General features: G+C 32.4%; 17 protein-coding genes. 7 read left to right on the top strand and 10 right to left on the bottom strand.

Features of this window, described 5'->3' with window-relative positions; translation table 11 throughout:
- Positions 1 to 193 precede the first annotated feature (193 nt).
- The 5 genes from Q0945_RS02215 to Q0945_RS02195 all read left to right on the top strand — a co-directional run bounded on the left by Q0945_RS02215 (position 194) and on the right by Q0945_RS02195 (position 7,323).
- Positions 194 to 691 (top strand): NINE protein, encoded by a 498-nt coding sequence (locus Q0945_RS02215; protein ID WP_299430349.1) that lies wholly within the window; start codon positions 194 to 196, stop codon positions 689 to 691.
- A 514-nt stretch (positions 692 to 1,205) separates the two neighbouring features.
- Entirely contained in the window at positions 1,206 to 3,512 is a 2,307-nt protein-coding gene (locus Q0945_RS02210) for an FdhF/YdeP family oxidoreductase (protein ID WP_299430347.1), read from the top strand.
- Between the two features lie 537 nt (positions 3,513 to 4,049).
- Positions 4,050 to 4,904 carry a UDP-2,3-diacylglucosamine diphosphatase gene (locus Q0945_RS02205; RefSeq protein ID WP_299430345.1) on the top strand — a complete coding sequence of 285 codons (855 nt, stop codon included), beginning with the start codon at positions 4,050 to 4,052 and terminating at the stop codon, positions 4,902 to 4,904.
- 22 nt (positions 4,905 to 4,926) lie between these two features.
- Positions 4,927 to 5,919, top strand: a complete 993-nt coding sequence (locus Q0945_RS02200; RefSeq protein ID WP_299430344.1) for a glycosyltransferase family protein — start codon at positions 4,927 to 4,929, stop codon at positions 5,917 to 5,919.
- Positions 5,920 to 5,925: 6 nt separating this feature from the next.
- Positions 5,926 to 7,323 (top strand): GH1 family beta-glucosidase, encoded by a 1,398-nt coding sequence (locus tag Q0945_RS02195; RefSeq protein ID WP_299430341.1) that lies wholly within the window; start codon positions 5,926 to 5,928, stop codon positions 7,321 to 7,323.
- Positions 7,324 to 7,528: 205 nt separating this feature from the next.
- On the opposite strand, the gene Q0945_RS02190 is transcribed toward Q0945_RS02195, so the two are convergent.
- From Q0945_RS02190 to Q0945_RS02145, 10 genes are all read right to left on the bottom strand, one after another.
- Positions 7,529 to 8,707 carry an acyl-CoA dehydrogenase family protein gene (locus Q0945_RS02190; protein ID WP_299430339.1) on the bottom strand — a complete coding sequence of 393 codons (1,179 nt, stop codon included), beginning with the start codon at positions 8,705 to 8,707 and terminating at the stop codon, positions 7,529 to 7,531.
- A 59-nt stretch (positions 8,708 to 8,766) separates the two neighbouring features.
- On the bottom strand, positions 8,767 to 9,501 hold the full coding sequence (locus tag Q0945_RS02185; RefSeq protein WP_299430337.1) for a methyltransferase: 735 nt from the start codon (positions 9,499 to 9,501) through the stop codon (positions 8,767 to 8,769).
- Between the two features lie 79 nt (positions 9,502 to 9,580).
- Positions 9,581 to 10,108 (bottom strand): ribosome maturation factor RimM, encoded by a 528-nt coding sequence (rimM, locus tag Q0945_RS02180; protein ID WP_299430335.1) that lies wholly within the window; start codon positions 10,106 to 10,108, stop codon positions 9,581 to 9,583.
- A gap of 16 nt (positions 10,109 to 10,124) precedes the next feature.
- On the bottom strand, positions 10,125 to 10,682 hold the full coding sequence (locus Q0945_RS02175; RefSeq protein ID WP_298484755.1) for a 30S ribosomal protein S16: 558 nt from the start codon (positions 10,680 to 10,682) through the stop codon (positions 10,125 to 10,127).
- A 171-nt stretch (positions 10,683 to 10,853) separates the two neighbouring features.
- Positions 10,854 to 11,270 (bottom strand): carboxypeptidase-like regulatory domain-containing protein, encoded by a 417-nt coding sequence (locus Q0945_RS02170; protein WP_299430333.1) that lies wholly within the window; start codon positions 11,268 to 11,270, stop codon positions 10,854 to 10,856.
- An 80-nt stretch (positions 11,271 to 11,350) separates the two neighbouring features.
- On the bottom strand, positions 11,351 to 11,764 hold the full coding sequence (locus tag Q0945_RS02165; protein WP_299430331.1) for a hypothetical protein: 414 nt from the start codon (positions 11,762 to 11,764) through the stop codon (positions 11,351 to 11,353).
- Positions 11,765 to 11,921: 157 nt separating this feature from the next.
- Complete coding sequence (locus Q0945_RS02160; protein WP_299430329.1) at positions 11,922 to 12,380, bottom strand: hypothetical protein; 459 nt, start codon at positions 12,378 to 12,380, stop codon at positions 11,922 to 11,924.
- Positions 12,374 to 13,252, bottom strand: coding sequence for a sporulation-delaying protein SdpB family protein (locus Q0945_RS02155; RefSeq protein ID WP_299430327.1), 879 nt, complete (start codon positions 13,250 to 13,252; stop codon positions 12,374 to 12,376). The genes Q0945_RS02160 and Q0945_RS02155 overlap by 7 nt, the downstream gene beginning before the upstream one ends.
- Positions 13,227 to 13,784, bottom strand: coding sequence for an SdpA family antimicrobial peptide system protein (locus Q0945_RS02150; RefSeq protein WP_299430325.1), 558 nt, complete (start codon positions 13,782 to 13,784; stop codon positions 13,227 to 13,229). Before Q0945_RS02150 ends, Q0945_RS02155 begins: the two co-directional genes overlap by 26 nt.
- A 2-nt stretch (positions 13,785 to 13,786) precedes the next feature.
- Positions 13,787 to 14,656, bottom strand: a complete 870-nt coding sequence (locus Q0945_RS02145) for a hypothetical protein (RefSeq protein WP_299430323.1) — start codon at positions 14,654 to 14,656, stop codon at positions 13,787 to 13,789.
- Positions 14,657 to 14,973: 317 nt separating this feature from the next.
- Between Q0945_RS02145 and dnaE the strand changes: the two genes are divergently transcribed.
- Both dnaE and trxA read left to right on the top strand, forming a co-directional pair.
- Positions 14,974 to 19,407, top strand: coding sequence for a DNA polymerase III subunit alpha (gene dnaE, locus Q0945_RS02140; RefSeq protein WP_299430321.1), 4,434 nt, complete (start codon positions 14,974 to 14,976; stop codon positions 19,405 to 19,407).
- A 108-nt stretch (positions 19,408 to 19,515) separates the two neighbouring features.
- Positions 19,516 to 19,833 (top strand): thioredoxin, encoded by a 318-nt coding sequence (gene trxA / locus Q0945_RS02135; RefSeq protein WP_298474376.1) that lies wholly within the window; start codon positions 19,516 to 19,518, stop codon positions 19,831 to 19,833.
- The last annotated feature ends 152 nt before the right edge of the window (positions 19,834 to 19,985 follow it).

Here is a 19,985-nt window from a genome sequence, read left to right as displayed (position 1 = left end):
TAGATTGTTATTTATATTCTAATTGGTATAAAAAACCTATCAGTATTTAAAATTGTGCTTTTTTTTAGGAAAGTATGAGCTTTGTATAAAATTTGTTAGTGTTACATAATACTATAAATAAATAGCTTCTTTAATATTCAAAATAATTGGTACATTTATAGAATAGTATTAACCACCAAAAACTAAAATGACAATGTCAGAAGAAAACAAAAATTTAGGTGATAAAGCAGAAGATGCTTTAGAGTCGGCAAAGGATAAAGCAAAAGATATAGGAGAAAATGCTTCAGAAAAATTTGAAGAAGCAAAAGAATCTGCTAAAGAGTTTGCAGGGGAGGCAAAAGAAAAAGCAAGCGAGTTTGCAGAAGATGCAAAAGAAGCTGCAGGAGATTTTGCAGAGGAAGCTAAGAAAACAGCTAATGAATTTGCAGATAGTGCAAAAGAAGCTTTTAGTGCTGCAGGCGGGGAAAATAAAAAAGTCTTAGCAGGTTTATTAGCAATATTTATTGGGTCTTTAGGAATACATAAGTTTATATTAGGGTACACTAAAGAAGGTATTATACAATTAGTGGCTACATTTATAACATGTGGTTTTGCAGGAATAATTCCTTTAATAGAAGGTATTATTTATTTAACCAAATCCGATGAAGAGTTTTACAACACCTATCAAATTGGTAAAAAACCTTGGTTCTAATACATTATAAAGTCGAACTTAATAGGTTCGACTTTTTTTAAAGCTCCCATAATCGTAATATTACGATGATAAAAAGAAGTATTATATGTTCTATAAAAAAAATAAAACCGATACGAATACCGGTTTTAAAATGCGTTAATTATATATTAATTAACCTAATAGAACATTTCAAAACTATAGTATATTCCAAAAGAAAAGGTTAATCTATATTTAACTTAAAGTTATCTTAAGTTCATCTTAATGTTGCCTTTGTAAAGTTAAAAATATGTCTTGCTTGTATGAGAGGTATATAAAACTAAAAAGAGCTTTACCAACTAAGACAAAGCTCTTTTACGAGAACACTATATGAAAATGAAAAATTTTTATTTCGTTTTTATTATACTGTAAATATAGAAGAGAAGTGTTGTTTTGTAAAAGAAATGATGTGTATGTCTAGTAATTTGTTGTAAACCCTGCTATTTTTGATTTTTACGAAAAAAAACAGGCGTTTTTATTTTATAAATAATACAGTTTTATGGCATCAAGTTTTAAAAGAAAGGTTTCTATAAGAGGGTCTCAAGATTTTTTAGATATAAAATTGGGAGAGCCTATGAAAAAAGCCGCAGGAATGTTAGGAGTAAAAGAAGCTCTTAAACATGGTTTTAAAGAAATGGGTGTAGTTAAATCCATGGGTGCTTTGCTACAAATGAATCAGGATAAGGGTTTTGAGTGCCCTAGCTGTGCATGGCCAGTACCAGAAAAACAATCTAGTTTTGCAGAGTATTGTGAGAATGGTGTAAAAGCTTTGGCAGATGAAGCAACCTCATCACAAATAGATGCTTCTTTTTTTAAAGAAAACTCTGTAGAAAAACTTTCAGAACTTACGGATTATCAATTAAATAAATTTGGGAGAATTACAGAACCAATGGTTCTTAGACCAAACAGTGTGCATTACGAACCAATAACTTGGGAAGAATCTTATACTTTAATATCAGAAGAATTAAAAAAATTAAACTCTCCAGACGAAGCTGTTTTTTATACCTCAGGGCGTTCTAGTAATGAGGCTGCCTTCTTATACGGCATGTTTGCAAGAGCTCTAGGAACTAATAATATGCCAGACTGTTCTAATATGTGTCATGAATCTAGCGGTGTGGCTTTAGGAGAAACACTTGGTATGGGAAAAGGTTCGGCTACTTTAGAAGATTTTTATAAAGCGGAGGTGGTTATGGTTGTAGGACAAAATCCAGGGACTAACCATCCTCGTATGCTTTCTGCATTAGAAAAATGTAAACAAAACGGAGGTAAGGTTATTAGTATAAACCCTCTAGAAGAAGCGGGATTAGTAAATTTTAAAAATCCGCAAAATTTTAAAGGTGTTCTTGGACCTGGAGAAGATATTGCAGACATACATTTACAAGTAAGAATTAATCAAGATATTGCTATTGCTAAGTTGTTGATTAAAAGATTAGCCATTTTAGATAAGTTGAATAAAGGTGTTTTTGATCATGCTTTTATAGAAAAATATACTCAAGGGTATGATGCTTTATTGGCTGATGTAAAAAATTATAATGAAGAAGAGTTACTTACATTAAGTGGTATAAGCAAAGAAAAAATTGAAGAAACAGTAAAATTACTAGCAAGCAACTCTAAAATTATTATTTGCTGGGCGATGGGGCTTACGCAACATAAAAATGGTGTAGAGAATATTAAAGAATTTGTAAATATTCTGTTGTTAAAAGGAGCAATAGGAAAACCAAATACAGGAACATGCCCTGTCCGTGGTCATAGTAATGTGCAGGGAGACCGTAGTGTGGGTATTATGCACTTTGTAGACTTAGAGTTAAACAAGCGTATTAAAGAGCATTTAGGATTTAATGCACCTGCAGAAGAAGGTTTAGATACCGTAGAGGCTATTCATGCCATGCATGAAGGTAAAGCAAAGTTTTTTATGTGTTTAGGAGGTAACTTTTTAATGGCAGCATCAGACACAGAATATACAGCAGAGGCAATAGAACAATGTAGTTTAACAGTACAAGTAAGTACTAAGTTAAATAGAACGCATTTAGTTACTGGTAAAACAGCTCTTTTGTTACCAACTTTTGGTCGTTCAGAAAAAGATGTAAAAGATGGAGTACAACGTTATGTTACAGTAGAGAATAGTATGGGAAGAGTTCGCCAATCTATGGGGATTTTAAAACCTACTTCAGGAACCATTAAAAGTGAGCCAGAAATTATTGCAGAAATTGCTGCAACTCATTTTACAGATTCGCACTCTGTGCCTTGGCGTACAATGGCGAGCGATTATGAGCTTATAAGAACCAAGATAGATCAAGTAATTAAAGGGTATGAGAATACTAAAGAAAGATCTAAAGGGAAAGGGTATTACTTACCCCATAATGCAAGAGAATTAGATTTTAGTATGTTGCCTAATGGTAAAGCGCAAATTTCTATTAATAAATTGCCAGACCATAATTTAGAAAAAGATGAATTTTTATTAATGACCATACGTTCGCATGACCAATTTAATACTACAATATATGGCTTAGACGATAGGTATAGAGGGGTTTACAATGCAAGAAGAGTCGTTTTTATGAATCCAGAAGATATGAAAGAGCATGGATTATCTCAACTACAAGTAGTAAATATTAGTAGCTATTATGACGGTAAGGAGCGTACAGCAAATAACTTTAAAGTAATTTCCTATAAAATTCCAAGAGGAAATATAGCAGCGTATTATCCAGAAACTAATATTGTGGTGCCTTATAACCAATATGCAGATAAGAGTAGAACTCCTATTAGTAAATCTGTAAAAGTAAAAATTAGTAAATCTGTTAAAAATTAAAAACAGACATTTGTAAAACTAAAAAGAGCTCTATCAACTAAGACAAAGCTCTTTTACGAGAACACTATATGAAAATGAAAAATTTTTATTTCGTTTTTATTATACTGTAAATATACTGGTAGCCTTTACTTTTAAAAAAGTATTGTTGCGTAATAAGCAATAGTTGTTGTGTAGCCCTGCAGTTTTGTTTTTAAACTTTTTTTGTGTCTTTAAAATAACATTTGGACTCCTTCATTAACAATGTAATAACTTAATAATAAACCTATCCTTACCGTAGCTAGAGAATAAATATAGAATTTTGCAATATCTATTTTATGTGATGAAAATAATTTTAATTGCTATCTCTACTTGCATTGTAAATGTTTTAATTACGCAATTAAGTACTTATTATTCTCCGTTAAAATTTAGGAGAGTTAGTAAACTACCACAGGGCAATCCCGCGAGGTATTTCTACCTAAAACAATATAAAAATTTTGAGGCTTGCCTTGAAGTATTTAAATCTCGATTATCGCGTAAAAATTCTTCCAAAACAATTTTATGAAAAAAAGGCCCGTAGATATTGTGGTTATATCAGATGTGCATTTAGGTACGTATGGTTGTCATGCTAAGGAACTTCTTAAATATTTAAAATCTATAAAACCCAAAGAGGTAATTTTAAATGGAGATATTATAGACATCTGGCAATTTAAAAAACGGTATTGGCCAAAGGCGCATATGAAGGTTGTAAAAATAATTATGGAATGGATATCTAAAGGGGTAAAAGTGCATTATATTACAGGCAACCATGATGAAATGCTTAGAAAATTTGTAGGCTTTAAATTGGGGTCATTTACAATAGTAAATAAAGTGTTACTTACTGTAGATGCTAAAAAAATGTGGTTTTTTCATGGCGATGTTTTTGATGTGACCATGCAACACTCTAAGTGGATAGCTAAGCTTGGCGCACAAGGGTATGATCTATTAATTATTTTAAATAGAGCAGTAAATTTTATCAGTAAAAAAATGGGTAAAGGCCCTGTTTCCATGTCTAAGAAAATAAAAAATAGTGTAAAATCTGCAGTAAAATTCATAAATAATTTTGAGCAAATTGCGGCTGATATAGCTATTGAAAATGAGTACGATTATGTAGTCTGTGGCCATATTCATCAGCCAGAAGTGCGAGAGATTAGAAATGACAAGGGCAGTGTAATATATCTAAATTCTGGAGATTGGATAGAAAATCTTACCGCTTTAGAATATAATAACTCCAAATGGTCGCTTTACAATTATCAGGAAGAGCTTTTAGATATCAATTATGAAGAGGAAGAAACTGAGGTTTTGGAGAAGAATGAATTGTTTGAAAGCTTGGTTAAAGAATTTCAAATCTTAAGGGCACCTAAGAAAACTAATTAAGTTTTATAAAGATAACTTGTTAATGAAAGTATTGTATGCCATTCAAGGTACAGGTAATGGACATTTAAGTAGAGCTAGAGATGTTATTCCTGTACTACAAAAAAAAGTAGACTTAGATATTTTGGTAAGCGGTACCCAAGCAGATATTGAAATTCCGTATGATATAAAATACCAATTAAAAGGATTAAGTTTCATATTTGGAAAAAAAGGTGGTGTAAACATGTGGCGCACTTATTTAAAAGCAAACACAAAGCGCCTGCAAAAAGAAATTAAAAGTATTCCTATAGAAGATTACGATATTGTTATAAACGATTTTGAACCAGTAACTGCTTGGGCTTGTAAACTTAAAAACAAACCTTGTTTTAGCTTTAGCCACCAGGCAGCAGTCCTTTCTCCTAGTGCTCCAAAGCCTAAAAAAAATGATTTATTAGGTAAAATGATTTTAAAAAATTATGCTCCAACAACCCATAAATATGGCTTACATTTTAAAGAGTATGGGGATAATATGTATACGCCAATTATTAGAAAAGATATAAGAGAGCTAAAAAGTACAAATGAGAATCACTATACAGTATACTTACCCTCTTATAGTGATGATAAAATTATAAAAGTACTTTCTAAGATTAAGAAAGTACAATGGCAAGTTTTTTCTAAGCATAGTAAGCAGGCTTATTTTACAAATAATATTGCTATTTCTCCTATTACTAATGAGGCTTTTATACAAAGTATGGCTAGTAGTAAAGGCGTTCTTTGCGGTGGTGGATTTGAGACCCCTGCAGAAGCTCTTTTTCTTAAAAAGAAATTGCTGGTTATCCCTATGAAAGGGCAATATGAGCAGCAGTGTAATTCTGCAGCCTTAAAAGAAATGGGCGTTCCTGTTCTAAAGACCTTAAAGGTAAAACACGTAGAAAAAATAAAAAAGTGGATAAATTCAGATTCTGTTGTAGAGGTAGATTATCCAGAAATTACAGAACTTATTGTAAATAGACTACTTCAAGAAGCTACAGCGTTATAAATTTTTATGAGTAAATCAGAAGAGGAAAAAACAAAAAATCTTACGTCTAAGGATTTTGGAGATAATTTTATTTGGGGTGTTTCTACGGCAGCATATCAAATAGAGGGTTCTCATAATAAAAATGGAAAAAGTGCATCTATTTGGGACGATTTTTCTTCTAAAAAAGGGAATATATACCAAGACCAAGACGGTAAAGTTGCTTGTGATTTTTATGAAAGGTATAAAGAAGATATTCTTCTCATGAAATCTATGCATATTACAAATTTTAGATTTTCTATTTCATGGACAAGAATATTGCCAAATGGCGTTGGAGAAGTTAATAAAGAGGGAGTTCATTTTTATAATAATGTCATAGACTTTTGTTTAGCATGTGGTATTACTCCTTGGGTTACTTTATATCATTGGGATTTGCCGCAAATATTAGAAGATAAAGGAGGTTGGGCAAATAGAGAAATCTTAGATTGGTTTTCAGAATTTACAACAGTATGCGCAACTAGTTTTGGAGACCGTGTTAAAAATTGGATGGTTTTAAATGAACCTATGGTTTTTACAGGTGCAGGTTATTTTTTAGGAGTGCATGCTCCTGGTAAAAAAGGATTAAAGTATTTTTTGCCAGCAGTGCATCATGCGGTTTTGTGCCAAGCAAAAGGAGGTAGAATACTAAGAAAACTAGTAGAAAATGCAACTATTGGAACCACTTTTTCTTGCTCCCAAATTACACCACATAGTTCTAAGAAGAGAGATTTAGTTGCTGCAAAGAAGGCAGATGCAATGCTTAATAGATTGTTTATAGAACCGTTTTTGGGTTTAGGATATCCTATAGAAGATGTTTCGGTTTTAAAACGAATAGAAAAGTATTGTAAGCCAGAAGATAAACAAAATAGTATTTTTGAGTTCGATTTTATTGGGGTTCAAAATTATACAAGAGAGATAGTAAAGCATAGCCATTTTGTTCCTTATTTAAAGGCTAAAATTGTTAAAGCATCCAAGCGTAATGTTAAGATAACACAGATGGATTGGGAAGTGTACCCGCCAAGTATTTATAAAATGCTTAAAAAATTTGACGCATATCCTGGAGTTAAAAATGTAATAGTTACCGAAAATGGAGCAGCTTTTAATGATATTGTTGTAAAAGATGGTGTTTATGATAAAGAACGTACCACCTATTTACAAGATTACATTAAAGAAGTTAAAAGGGCTAAAGAAAAAGGGGTAAATGTAAATGGCTATTTTGTATGGACATTTACAGACAATTTTGAATGGGCTGAAGGCTATTACCCTAGATTTGGATTAGTGCACGTAGATTTTGATACACAAAAAAGAACTATTAAAAAATCTGGGCATTGGTACAGTAAATTAATAAAACCTATAAAAAAAGAAAAACCGATGGAGACATCGGTTTAAACTAACTCAAAAAAATAACATAAGAACGTTTCCATTAAGGACACAACAAAGATAGTAGTAGTGCTCTGTAAACTATGTTAAGCTAATATGAGGCTTAGGTTATATAAGTCTTTACTCGATAATCGAGATTTAAATGCTCCGACGCTTGCGTCGAAATCAATGCTAATTTTCCTTCTAATGCCTCGTGGGCTTGCCCCGAGGTAGTTTACTTAAATGCAGGTAAACCTGTAATGTCCGCGCCAGTAATTAGTAAATGTATATCATGGGTGCCTTCATAGGTAATTACGCTTTCTAAATTCATCATATGGCGCATTATGCTATATTCTCCACTAATACCCATTGCTCCTAAAACCTGCCTGGCTTCTCTTGCTATTTTTAAAGCCATATCTACATTATTGCGCTTTGCCATAGATATTTGTGCTGTTGTCGCTTTTCCTTCGTTTTTTAATTGCCCAAGTCTAAAAGCAAGTAATTGTGCTTTAGTTATTTCGGTAATCATCTCTGCTAATTTCTTTTGCTGCAATTGGGTAGCAGCTATAGGTTTTCCAAATTGTATGCGTTCTTTTGCGTAGCGCAAAGCCGTATTGTAACAATCCATTGCGGCGCCAATTGCTCCCCAAGAAATACCATAACGAGCAGAATCTAAGCAACCTAGTGGCGCTCCTAAGCCAGACTTGTTTGGAAGTAAATTTTCTTTAGGAACCTTTACGTTATCAAAAATTAACTCTCCGGTAGCAGATGCTCGTAAGGACCATTTGTTGTGTGTGGTAGGGGTAGAGAAACCCTCCATGCCGCGTTCCACAATTAGACCGTGAATTCTACCCTCTTCATTTTTTGCCCATACTACAGCAATATCTGCAAAGGGCGAATTAGAAATCCAAAGTTTAGCGCCATTTAAAAGGTAATGATCCCCCATATCTTTATATTTAGTTTCCATACCATTTGGGTTAGATCCGTGGTTAGGTTCTGTTAAGCCAAAGCAACCCATTATTTCTCCAGAAGCTAATTTTGGGAGGTATTTTTTTCGCTGATCTTCAGTTCCATAAGCAAATATAGGGTACATTACTAAAGAAGATTGTACAGATGCGGTAGAACGTACGCCACTATCTCCGCGCTCTATTTCTTGCATTATTAATCCGTAACTAATTTGGTCTAATCCCGCGCCGCCATATTCCATAGGAATGTAAGGGCCAAATGCACCTATTTCTGCAAGCCCATTTATAATTTGTTTTGGAAACTCGGCTTTTTGAGCATAATCTTCAATAATAGGAGAAACTTCTCTTTTTACCCATTGGCGTGCAGTATCACGAATTAAAATATGTTCTTCGGAAAGTAAATCGTCTAAATTATAATAATCAGGAGCTTCAAATAAATCGGGTTTCATAATGCCAAGGATTTCTCTCAAAGATAAATAAAGAAATATAACATTACAATTGACTTGAGTTACATTTTTAAATAAAAATCTTTAGTCAACTCTTTATAAGCATTAGTGTATACATGTCTTTCTTTTTCAATTATTAAGGCATCTATTACAGTTTCTGTTTGGGTAAAGGTAAGCTCTAATAAACTTCGTTTTATTTCGGTTTCTGGGTTTCCTTTAACTCTAGTAATTCTTTTTGGGAATAAGTTAAATTCTTTTGCAATTTCAGTAAAATTAACTTCTTCTTTAAAGGGTATAATAGTAGAAAAAGACCCTTTTTTGGTTAATAGTTTGGAGACTCCTTCTAAGAGTTCATCAAAAGGTAAAGAGGTATTTTGTCTTGCAGAATCTCTTGCGCTATTGCCACTTGTAACTTCTTCACTATAAAAAGGAGGGTTAGAAACTATTAAATTGTATAGTTCAGATTCATCAGGTTCTTCTTCTGTATACTCATCTACAAACTCATCAAACCCTGCATGAAAACAAAAAAGACGGTCTCCCCAAGGCGAGTTCTCAAAATTTTCTGTGCATTGCTCAAATGCATCGCCATCTAATTCTATAGCTTCTATAGTGTCTGCAATACTGCGTTGTGCTAGCATTAAGGCAATTATACCTGTTCCAGATCCAATATCTAAGATATTATATGTGTTGTCTTGGATTGCTGTCCAAGCGCCAAGTAAAACGCCATCAGTTCCTATTTTCATAGCACAGCGGTCTTGCTCTATTGTAAATTGCTTAAATGAGAATGGCTTGTTCATATAAAATTCCTTTCTTCTAAATCATAAACTTTTTTAGTTTTCATTTTTTGGAATTTGGAATTTTTTATTTTGATTTTTATTATTGGAGATATAAATCTACGAGACCTTCTGGTGTAGTTACAAAGATAGTTTTGGTTTCTCTATCTAGTTTTGTGATAATCTCATCACGTATAGGAATAAGAATTTGTTTGTCTTCTTTTTCTATTTCAAAAAGAGCTTGCGAAGTAGTGTCATTTACTCCAGTTACTGTTCCTATGTCTCCGTGAACAGAATCCTGAACAGTAAAACCTATTATTTCGTGAAAATAAAATTTGTTTCCAGATAATTTAGGAAGCATGGTAAGTGGTAAATACAATTTAGACCCCATAATTCGGTCTGCATCCGATTCTGTTTTTACCTCTTCAAAATCTATACGTAGTAAGTTAGATTTATGTAAGCGACATTTATCAATAAAAAATGGAACCAGATTGTTTCCTAAAGAAACAAACACTGATTCCATGTTTTCGTAGGTTTCAGGGTCATCTGTATCTAGTTTAACTAGTACTTCTCCCTTAAAACTATATTTAGAGACGATTTTGCCTAAGTAGAAACATTCTTCCTTCTGCATAGCGTCTTTATTTAATCTATTCTTCTTCTGTAGATGCAGCAGGAGCAGCTTCTACTTCTTCAGTAGTTTCTGCAGGTGCTTCCGCGGCAGCCTCTTCGGCAACTTCTTCTACTTCTGGTAATAAAGCAGCAGCAGCTTCGGCAGCACGCTTCTCATTTACTTCTTTTTCAGCAGCTAAAGCTTTAGCTTTTTCGTCCGCTTTAACTTTATCTAATCCGCTTACTTTAGCAGCAACAGACTGTTCTTTTTCAGATAACCACGCAGCAAATTTTTCTTCTGCTTGCTCTTCTGTTAATGCTCCTTTACGAACTCCTCCTAAAAGGTGGTGCTTTAATAGTACACCTCTATAAGATAAAATTGCTCTAGCAGTATCAGTAGGTTGTGCTCCATTCTGTAACCATTTTACAGAACCATCTACATTAAGGTCAATGGTAGCTGGGTTAGTATTAGGATTGTATGTTCCTAATTTTTCTAAGTATTTACCATCTCTTTTTGCTCTTGCGTCTGCAGCAACAACCCAATAGAATGGTTTCCCTTTTTTACCGTGTCTTTGTAATCTAATTTTTACTGGCATATCACATTAATTTGTAGGGTGCCCGACCCTTGATTATTAATTCTTTTATAATTCGCTTAGTTATAAGCGGGTGCAAATATACATCTTCCTAGTTAATAAAAAAATATTTATTAGCTTTAGATAGGTAGGTTATGGTTTCATACAATTTCGTTATTATGGTTTGTTTTTATTTTACTGACAATTAATGAAGGGTCTATCGTCCTCAGCTAAATAGAAGTCAATGTTTAGAATGTTTTTGTTTTTCATATTTATGAAATCAGTTTCTACAATTTTATAGCCAATACCTGATGCTTTTATAAATAAAGCACCATTGCTAAATTCTTTTAATTTAAAAGAGAATTCACCATTCGTATTAGTTTGAGTTTTTTTACACCCAACGGTTAATTCAATACCTCCTAATAACGCATTGGTTTTAATGTCAAATACTCTCCCGGTGATATTTTTCTCTGACAGGTTAAGATTAGTGTTTAAGTTCAATAAATACCCACCTTTGTTTGCTGTTGGAATTAATTTTCTTTTAGTGGTAGAACAGCTTATTAAAAGTAATAATAATGTAAAAGTCAATAAAATTTTTGAAAGCTTCATCATATATAGATTTTAGAAGTAACCTCTCTTTAGTTAATAAAATTTTAATTGTTTTTTACCTCAGTTCTTTTTTGCGGTTAGTATTAATTTTTTATTTCGTCTATCCATTTAACTGTATATCTACACCATTCCGTTGCGTTTTCTTTTTCATAAACATAAATTTGATTAAATACATCGTCTTTGGAAATTATTTTAATTTGACCTTTTTTTTCTCCTTTGTCAATATATTTCTGTCGGATATCATTTTCTATGTTTGTAATATCAGTTATTGATTGGAACTTTATTTCATTTATTTGAGAACTAGAGATTTTTATTCCTTTTACTATAGATATGAAGTGCTCATTTTGTATTATAAAATTTATTTTTCCTCGGGAATCATAATATTTTTTATTTAAATTATTTTCTGCTGAGAATTTTAAATGCGCAACTTCTATTTTTTGAACATTTGGAGAATAGAACCCAAAATATAATAGCGGAATTAAAAGTATAAGTTTCATAGTTTTTTATTTACATTCTTTGTTTCCATTCGATTTATGTGATCTGATAGTCTTTTTTACTCTTTTTTTTTCAGAGGGAGATAAATTCTCCCATGCAATTGTATCCTGTAGACCCTTGCGAGCTAAATCAATATAAATTTTCATGGGAATTTAGATATTAAAAATCTCTTAACTTATTTATTAATTCAGATGTATTATTAGATCCAATTAAAAAGCGTTTATTTTCTTTTAAAGTAAAAGAAACTGCTTTCCCTGAAGAGGTATTATATAGTGTTCCGTGTTTAGTAAAACGTATACCCGTTCCATAGTAAAAAGGAATATTTTTTATTTTAATAGAGTCTTCTTTTATGTTAAAAAGATTTATTTTTTTTTGAATCAATCCTATTCCAAAAGAAATCGATAATATATTATCAATTATTTTAATTTCCATTTTATAAAATAAACCTAAAATCATAATACAAATAAATTGAAAAAACAAAAAGGAGTTCAAGGTCAATAGCTTGCCAGGACTCCCCATTTTTAGAATAAATAGTAATGCTGTTAAAATCAATAAGCTCATAAATATAACTATTATACTTTTGTGATATTGAACTTCTTTATAATTTGTTTTTACCATGATATTTTTTTTAAATTAAAAGGTAACAGGTATAGAACAAGAGCTCCTAACATGACTAAGCTAAAACTATATAATCCCATTAAAATCGCTATACCTATATGAAGTGTGATTCCCAATAAGAAAAATATAATTTTATCATTTCTTTTTAAAAATAGAGCAAAAGATAATGTAAGGTGGGATAGAATTACCCACCAAGTTAAGAAATATATATATTTTGATTTTAAAAATGGAGAAATCAGTTCTATTAATAAATTGTTTAAGCCAAAGTATTTCCCTTGTAATATGTAATACATTGCAGTGCCATCTACCCATTCGTTAAGTTTGTATATTTTTTCAATACCGGTATGAAAGTATATAAATGCTATTTGAACAGAAATAATGATAAAAAAAAGTCTGCCTAAAAACATAGTAAAATCTTTTGGTTTACTATTTGATTTTTTCCAATGATTATTTCTTGAGTCTAATAAAGTTATAGGTATTAATAAAGCAGTTAATATTGTTCCGATTTGATCTCCACCATCAAGATATATACACGCATTATGAAAACTATGAAATACCCAAAAGTGAAAAATACCTGTTATTCTTGGAAAAGTACCTAACATAACTAATATTAAGATAAGAATTACAATTATTTTCGACCAGTAAAGGTTTTCATATCCTATTATTCCAAATAAATTAATACGATTATGCAATAAATTAGATTCTCCAAGACTATTTATTATGTTAGAATCAAACAATATATTTACGTCAGTAAAAACAAAAGTAATCAATAAAGATAACGCAATTAAAGTTCTTCCTAAACCATAAACCCAAGTAAAAGGATTAAGTTCACTAAAAAATAGATTGTTATTTTTTTTCTGTAATAATTTCAATTAAGGAATATTTTAATTCATTAGTATTTTTTATATTATTAAATTCCCATGGTATGGGTGTTGTTTCACATATTATATATTTTCCATATTTTAGTGTTTTGACATTAAGACGTATTCTTTTAAAATTAGATTTGTTTTTTTTATTTATAATATTTTTTTTGAATAAAATAGAATTTGAATCTTGCCAAAATTCTTTGTCAATTTTTTTTACTAGTTTACCCATTTCGATTAATCTTACTCTATTTTTTCTCGATAGACCTAAGAAATTATAATAAGAATTATTACGTAAATTTAATTTAGTAAACTTATTTTCAGACATATAATACAAATCATATTCTTTATCATTTTTTGGACTTTTTGTAAAAAAACCAAAAGATTCCATGAAAACTGTACGATTGAATTGATAAAAATGAGGATTTATAGAACTACTTAATACATGTTTGTCTTGAGTGCTAATGATTAAATAGAGGATGCTAGCTACCACTATTAAAGTAGTAGCTAACTTTAAAATGTAGATTTTATCAAATTGCATTTTTAATAAGTTCCTTGTCCATATATTATTGTTTCAGATAACATTGAATTATATGTGAAATTTGTTTCACTTTCCTCTACTATTGGAATTTCATTTGGATCACCTCCCCAGTAATTATATATCTCAACATAAATTCCGCCACCGATAAAAAATAATACTCCGCCACCAATTGCTAATACCAGATAAGCAGCAGCAGCGACAAGTAGATAAGCAACTACAAGCCATACAAATAAAACTCCAGATTGTTCTTGAAGCTTTCCACTACCTTTAATATCTTGTGTTTTAACAAAATTTAAAATGTCATTATTATATTTTTCAATGCCTTCAGCTTTAGTTAAATCATATTTTTTAGGGTCAATGTTACCTTCTTTATATGCTAAATCTACAATTTTGGCACCTTCAGCAACAGATTCATTTTGAATTAAAGCTGTGTTTAATGTTCCAGCGGCGTGTCGAATTTTATTATCTAATTCATCAACATTCCCATTCTTGATACTATTTTTTATATCATTAAATATTGTTGGGTCTATTTCTTTAACTTGGTTAATTATGCTGTCTCTAAAATTTTTAATGTGTTCTTTTAATTCAATATTTGAGGTAATCCCTTTTCCTTCAACACTAGATAGTGTTATGGGGCTTTCTAATAAAGCATCATTATTAATTTTTTGTTGATATAATGTAGGTATTTCTTCAACAAAGTCACCTTCTAAAAAAAATAAACCTCTAAAAATATCTTCCCCGCTTATGAGGTCTAATTTATTAATCTTGTTCGAAGTCTCAATATTCTTTGAACAAGATGTATAGGTTCCAAATAGTAATGTGATTGATAGAAATGTTGCAAGAGTTTTACAGTTCTTCTTTATTTTTTTCATTTTTCTAGTTTTAGAAATTTATTTTTTTTAAAAATATCGTAAGTTATTTCTTCAAAAATCAAAAAAAAAAAACAGACAAAACAAAATATTTTAAGAGGGAAATTCCCTCTATTTTTAGTGAGCTGTTGCGATTACTGTGTTTTTTTGGGATTTGGCTTTAGAAAAAAACTAAACTAACGGTTTCGCTATGATTTTATAATTATAGATTTTTATTAAAATGATTAAACATTCGTTGATAACTTAAATGATATAGTGATAAATAGAAACCTAACTTTGCGTATTTTTATCTACTTATTTTTTCTGAAACCCAACACTCTATGTACCTTATTTTTGACACCGAAACTACCGGATTACCTAAACGTTGGAATGCTCCTATTACGGACACAGACAACTGGCCTCGCTGTATACAAATAGCTTGGCAAATTCATGATGAAATGGGAAGGCTTGTAGAGAGTCAGGATTATTTGGTAAAACCAGAAGGGTTTAATATACCATACGATGCCGAAAAAATACATGGTATTTCTACAGAATTAGCAGCGCAAAATGGTATTTCTTTAGCAGAGGTTTTAGAGAAATTTAATATTGCAATGTCTAAGACTAAATTTATAGTCGGGCAGAATGTTGGGTTCGATGTGAATATCATGGGAGCAGAATTTCACCGTTTAGGAGTAGAAAATCCATTACAAGAGCTTCCTGTTTTAGATACTTGTACGGAGCATACAGCAAGTCTTTGTCAAATTCCTGGAGGTCGTGGCGGTAAGTTTAAGTTGCCAACGCTAACAGAATTGCATCAGTTTTTATTTGGAGAGCCTTTTGGAGAAGCACACAATGCTACTGCCGATGTTGAGGCCACTACCCGTTGTTTTTTAGAGCTTATTCGTAAGCAGCAATATACCATTGAGCAATTAGATGTTACGCCAGATTATTTTAAGAATTTTAATGAGGCTAATCCGCAACCAATTGAATTAATTGGTCTTAAGCACATCAACCTAAAAAAAGCATCTAAAAAAATTGCAGATGCACTTTGGGAAAAAGATACTGGCGGCGTTTCTGAAGAAGAAATAAAAGAAAATTTAGCATCTCTTGAGAATGCAGAATTTGCACATTTACATAACCATACCCAGTTTTCTATATTACAATCTACCATTAGTGTTTCGGATTTAGTAAAAGCAGCAGCAAAAATGAATATGCCAGCGGTTGCAATGACGGATCATGCGAATATGATGGGGGCTTTTCATTTTGTGAATGGAGTTCTTAATCATAATAAGGGTGTAAAATCTAGAAATGATGCTAATGAAATACGGTATGAAGCTACACAAGAAAATCGTTTAGAAGAAGGCGAAGAACCTTTGCATGAGTTTGTTCCCGAAAAAGAAATTATACCTATTGTAGGTTGTGAATTTCAGGTTTGTGAGGATCATAAAGATAAAACCCAAAAAGATAACGGCTACCAAATAGTTATGTTGGCCAAAAACAAAAATGGGTATCACAATTTAGCAAAAATGTCTTCTATTGCCTTTGTAGATGGGAAATATTATGTACCTAGAATAGATAAAAAAGTAATAGAACAGTACAAAGAAGATATAATTGTTCTAACTGGAAACCTGTACGGAGAAGTTCCAAGCAAGGTTCTAAATGTAGGAGAGAACCAGGCAGAAGAAGCTTTGCTATGGTGGAAAGATACTTTTGGAGACGACTTGTACATAGAATTAATGCGTCATGGTCAGGAAGATGAAGACCGTGTAAACCAAGTGTTAATACAATTTGCTAAAAAACATAATGTAAAACTAATAGCCTCTAACAATACTTATTACGCAGAAAAAGAAAATGCCCATGCACATGATATTTTACTCTGTGTAAAAGATGGAGAAAAACAAGCTACGCCAATAGGTCGTGGTCGTGGGTATAGATACGGGTTACCTAATCAGGAATATTATTTTAAACCTTCTAAAGAAATGAAGGAGCTCTTTAAAGATGTTCCAGAAGCTATTATAAATATTCAGGAAGTAATAGATAAGGTAGAAACGTATACCCTTGCTCGTGATGTATTATTACCTGCTTTTGATATTCCTGAAGAATTTCAATTTAAAGAAGATGAGTTAGATGGTGGTAAGCGAGGAGAAAATAAATTTTTAAGGCATTTAACCTATGAAGGTGCTAAAATAAGATATGGCGAAATTACACCAGAGATTGATGAGCGTTTAGATTTTGAGCTTCAGGTAATTGAAAAAACAGGATATCCTGGGTACTTTTTAATTGTGGAAGATTTTATACGTGCCGCTCGTGATATGGATGTATCCGTAGGGCCAGGCCGTGGTTCTGCTGCTGGATCTGCAGTTGCCTATTGTTTATGGATTACCAATTTAGACCCTATTAAATACGATCTTCTTTTTGAGCGTTTCTTAAATCCGGATCGTGTGTCTATGCCCGATATTGATATTGATTTTGATGATGAAGGTCGTGGGCGTGTAATGGACTATGTAATTGATAAATATGGCTCCAACCAAGTGGCGCAGATTATTACCTATGGTACCATGGCGGCAAAATCTTCTATTCGTGATACCGCTCGTGCGTTAGATTTGCCTTTGATGGATTCTGACCGTATGGCAAAGCTCATTCCTAATATGTCTAAGCTTAAGAAGATAATTGGAGTAGATGAGGCTACGCTTAAAAAGAAATTTAATAGTGAGGAGCTTATAAAGGTAAATGAGCTTTTAGCAATTTCTGAGGGAGATGGTTTGGAGTCCGAGACTTTAAATCAGGCCTATGTTTTAGAGGGTTCTGTTCGTAATACAGGTATACACGCTTGTGGTGTAATTATTACGCCAGATGATATTACCAAATTTGTTCCGGTAGCTTTGGCTAAGGATTCCGAGATGTATTGTACTCAGTTTGACAACTCGGTAGTAGAAGATGCAGGTTTACTAAAAATGGATTTTTTGGGGTTAAAAACATTAACCTTAATTAAGGATACTGTTAAAATTGTAAAAGCAAAGCATGGTATAGAGTTAGATCCAGAGAACTTTCCGCTTGATGATGAAAAAACCTACGAACTTTTTCAAAGAGGAGAAACCGTAGGGGTATTCCAATATGAATCTCCCGGAATGCAAAAACACATGAGGTCTTTAAAACCTACCGTATTTGCAGATTTAATTGCTATGAACGCTTTGTACCGTCCTGGGCCAATGGAATATATTCCAAGTTTTATTGCTCGTAAACACGGTACCGAGGAGATTATATATGATTTAGATGCTTGTGAAGAATATTTAGCAGAAACCTATGGGATTACAGTATACCAAGAGCAAGTAATGCTCCTTTCGCAAAAGTTGGCAGATTTTACCAAAGGTGAAGCCGATGTTTTGCGTAAAGCAATGGGTAAAAAGCAGAAGCACGTTCTAGATAAAATGAAGCCCAAGTTTATAGAACAAGCTTCAGAAAAAGGACATGCGAAGGATAAGCTAGAGAAAATTTGGAAAGATTGGGAAGCATTTGCGGCTTATGCTTTTAATAAAAGTCACTCTACTTGTTATGCGTGGATAGCATACCAAACAGCCTATTGTAAGGCGCATTACCCTGCGGAATATATGGCAGCGGTATTGTCCAATAATATGAATGATATTAAGCAGGTTACCTTCTTTATGGAAGAATGTAAACGTATGGGACTAGATGTATTAGGGCCAGATGTAAATGAATCCTATTATAAATTTGCGGTTAACGATGCTGGTGCGGTACGTTTTGGCATGGGAGCTGTAAAAGGAGTGGGGCGAGGTGCTGTAGAAACAATTGTAGAGAATAGAAAAGAAGACGGACCTTATAAGTCGGTTTTTGACATGGCAAAGCGTATAGACTTAAGAGCATCTAACAAAAAAGCATTTGAAAGTTTAGCAGTAGCTGGTGGTTTCGATTCTTTTGGAGAAACCCATAGAGCGCAATATTTTCATACCGAAGGGGATGGAGGTACTTTTTTAGAAAAGGTAATAAAATCGGGTTCCAAATATCAAGAAAACCAGAACTCTTCTCAGATGGATATGTTTGGAGGAGTAAGTGAAGCGCAAATACCAGAACCTATAGTACCGCCTTGTGAAGAATGGGGAACTATGGAAAAACTTCGTAGAGAAAAAGAAGTGGTTGGTATATATATATCAGGACACCCTTTGGACGATTTTAAGTCTGAAATTAAAGCTTTTACGAATGGGACCATTGCTTGTTTTAATGATTTGCCATCCTATGTGAATAGGGAAATTTCTTTTGCAGGGGTTATTACCGATGTGCAACATAGGGTATCTAAAAATGGAAAAGGTTGGGCAATGTTCACCATGGAGGACTATATGGATTCTTTTGAGTTTCGTGTTTTTGGAGAAGAGTATTTAAAGTTTAGGCACTTTTTAATGGTAAACTCTTTTGCATATGTAAAAATCTTTGTAAAAGATGGTTGGACGAATAGGGAAACAGGTAAAAAAGGAGACCCAAGAATGCAATTTAATAGTTTTATGTTATTGCAAGAAGTTATGGAAACCTACGCTAAAAAACTAACTATAAAATTAGATGTGGCGCAATTAAAGGAAGAAAACGTAGTGCAATTAAAAGACACCATTGGTTCTTTCACAGGAACACATTCTTTAAATTTTATAGTGTACGAAATGGAAGAGAAAATAAAGATTAATTTATCGCCAAGGAAACAAAAAGTGCAAATTACAACGGAGTTATTAGCCGCACTAGAAGAGCAGGAAGTAAAATATAAAATTAATTAAAACTATAAATTTTACTAATATCGCAATAGGAAAAAGGTATATTACGTTAGTAAGGAAAAGGAATAAAAATTGACTAAGTTTGTGTAATATTTATAAAAATAAAAAAACATGGCATTAGAAATAACAGATGCTACTTTTGACGAAGTAGTTTTAAAAAGCGATAAACCAGTAGTAGTAGATTTTTGGGCAGCTTGGTGTGGTCCTTGTAGAATGGTAGGTCCTATCATAGATGAGGTAAGCGCAGAGTATGATGGTAAAGCAGTTGTTGGTAAGGTAGATGTAGATGCTAACCAAGAATTTGCGGCTAAATACGGTGTTCGTAATATACCTACTGTATTAGTATTTAAAGATGGTGAGATAGTAAGTAGACAAGTAGGGGTTTCTCCTAAAAAAGTGTACACAGATGCTATTGATGCAGCAATGTAAGCTTGTTAGCTCTCCTTAATAGAGAATATAAAACTCAAAAAATCCTGCTATTTGCAGGATTTTTTAGGTTATAGAAAAAGCCAAAAGCCAAAAGCCAAAAGCCAAAAGCCAAAAGCCAAAAGCCAAAAGCCAAAAGCCAAAAGCCAAAAGCC

Source organism: uncultured Maribacter sp. (assembly GCF_947500405.1).
Lineage (GTDB): Bacteria > Bacteroidota > Bacteroidia > Flavobacteriales > Flavobacteriaceae > Maribacter_B.
Note: the sequence above shows the minus strand (reverse complement) of the source record. Positions and strands in the feature narration are given on the sequence as shown.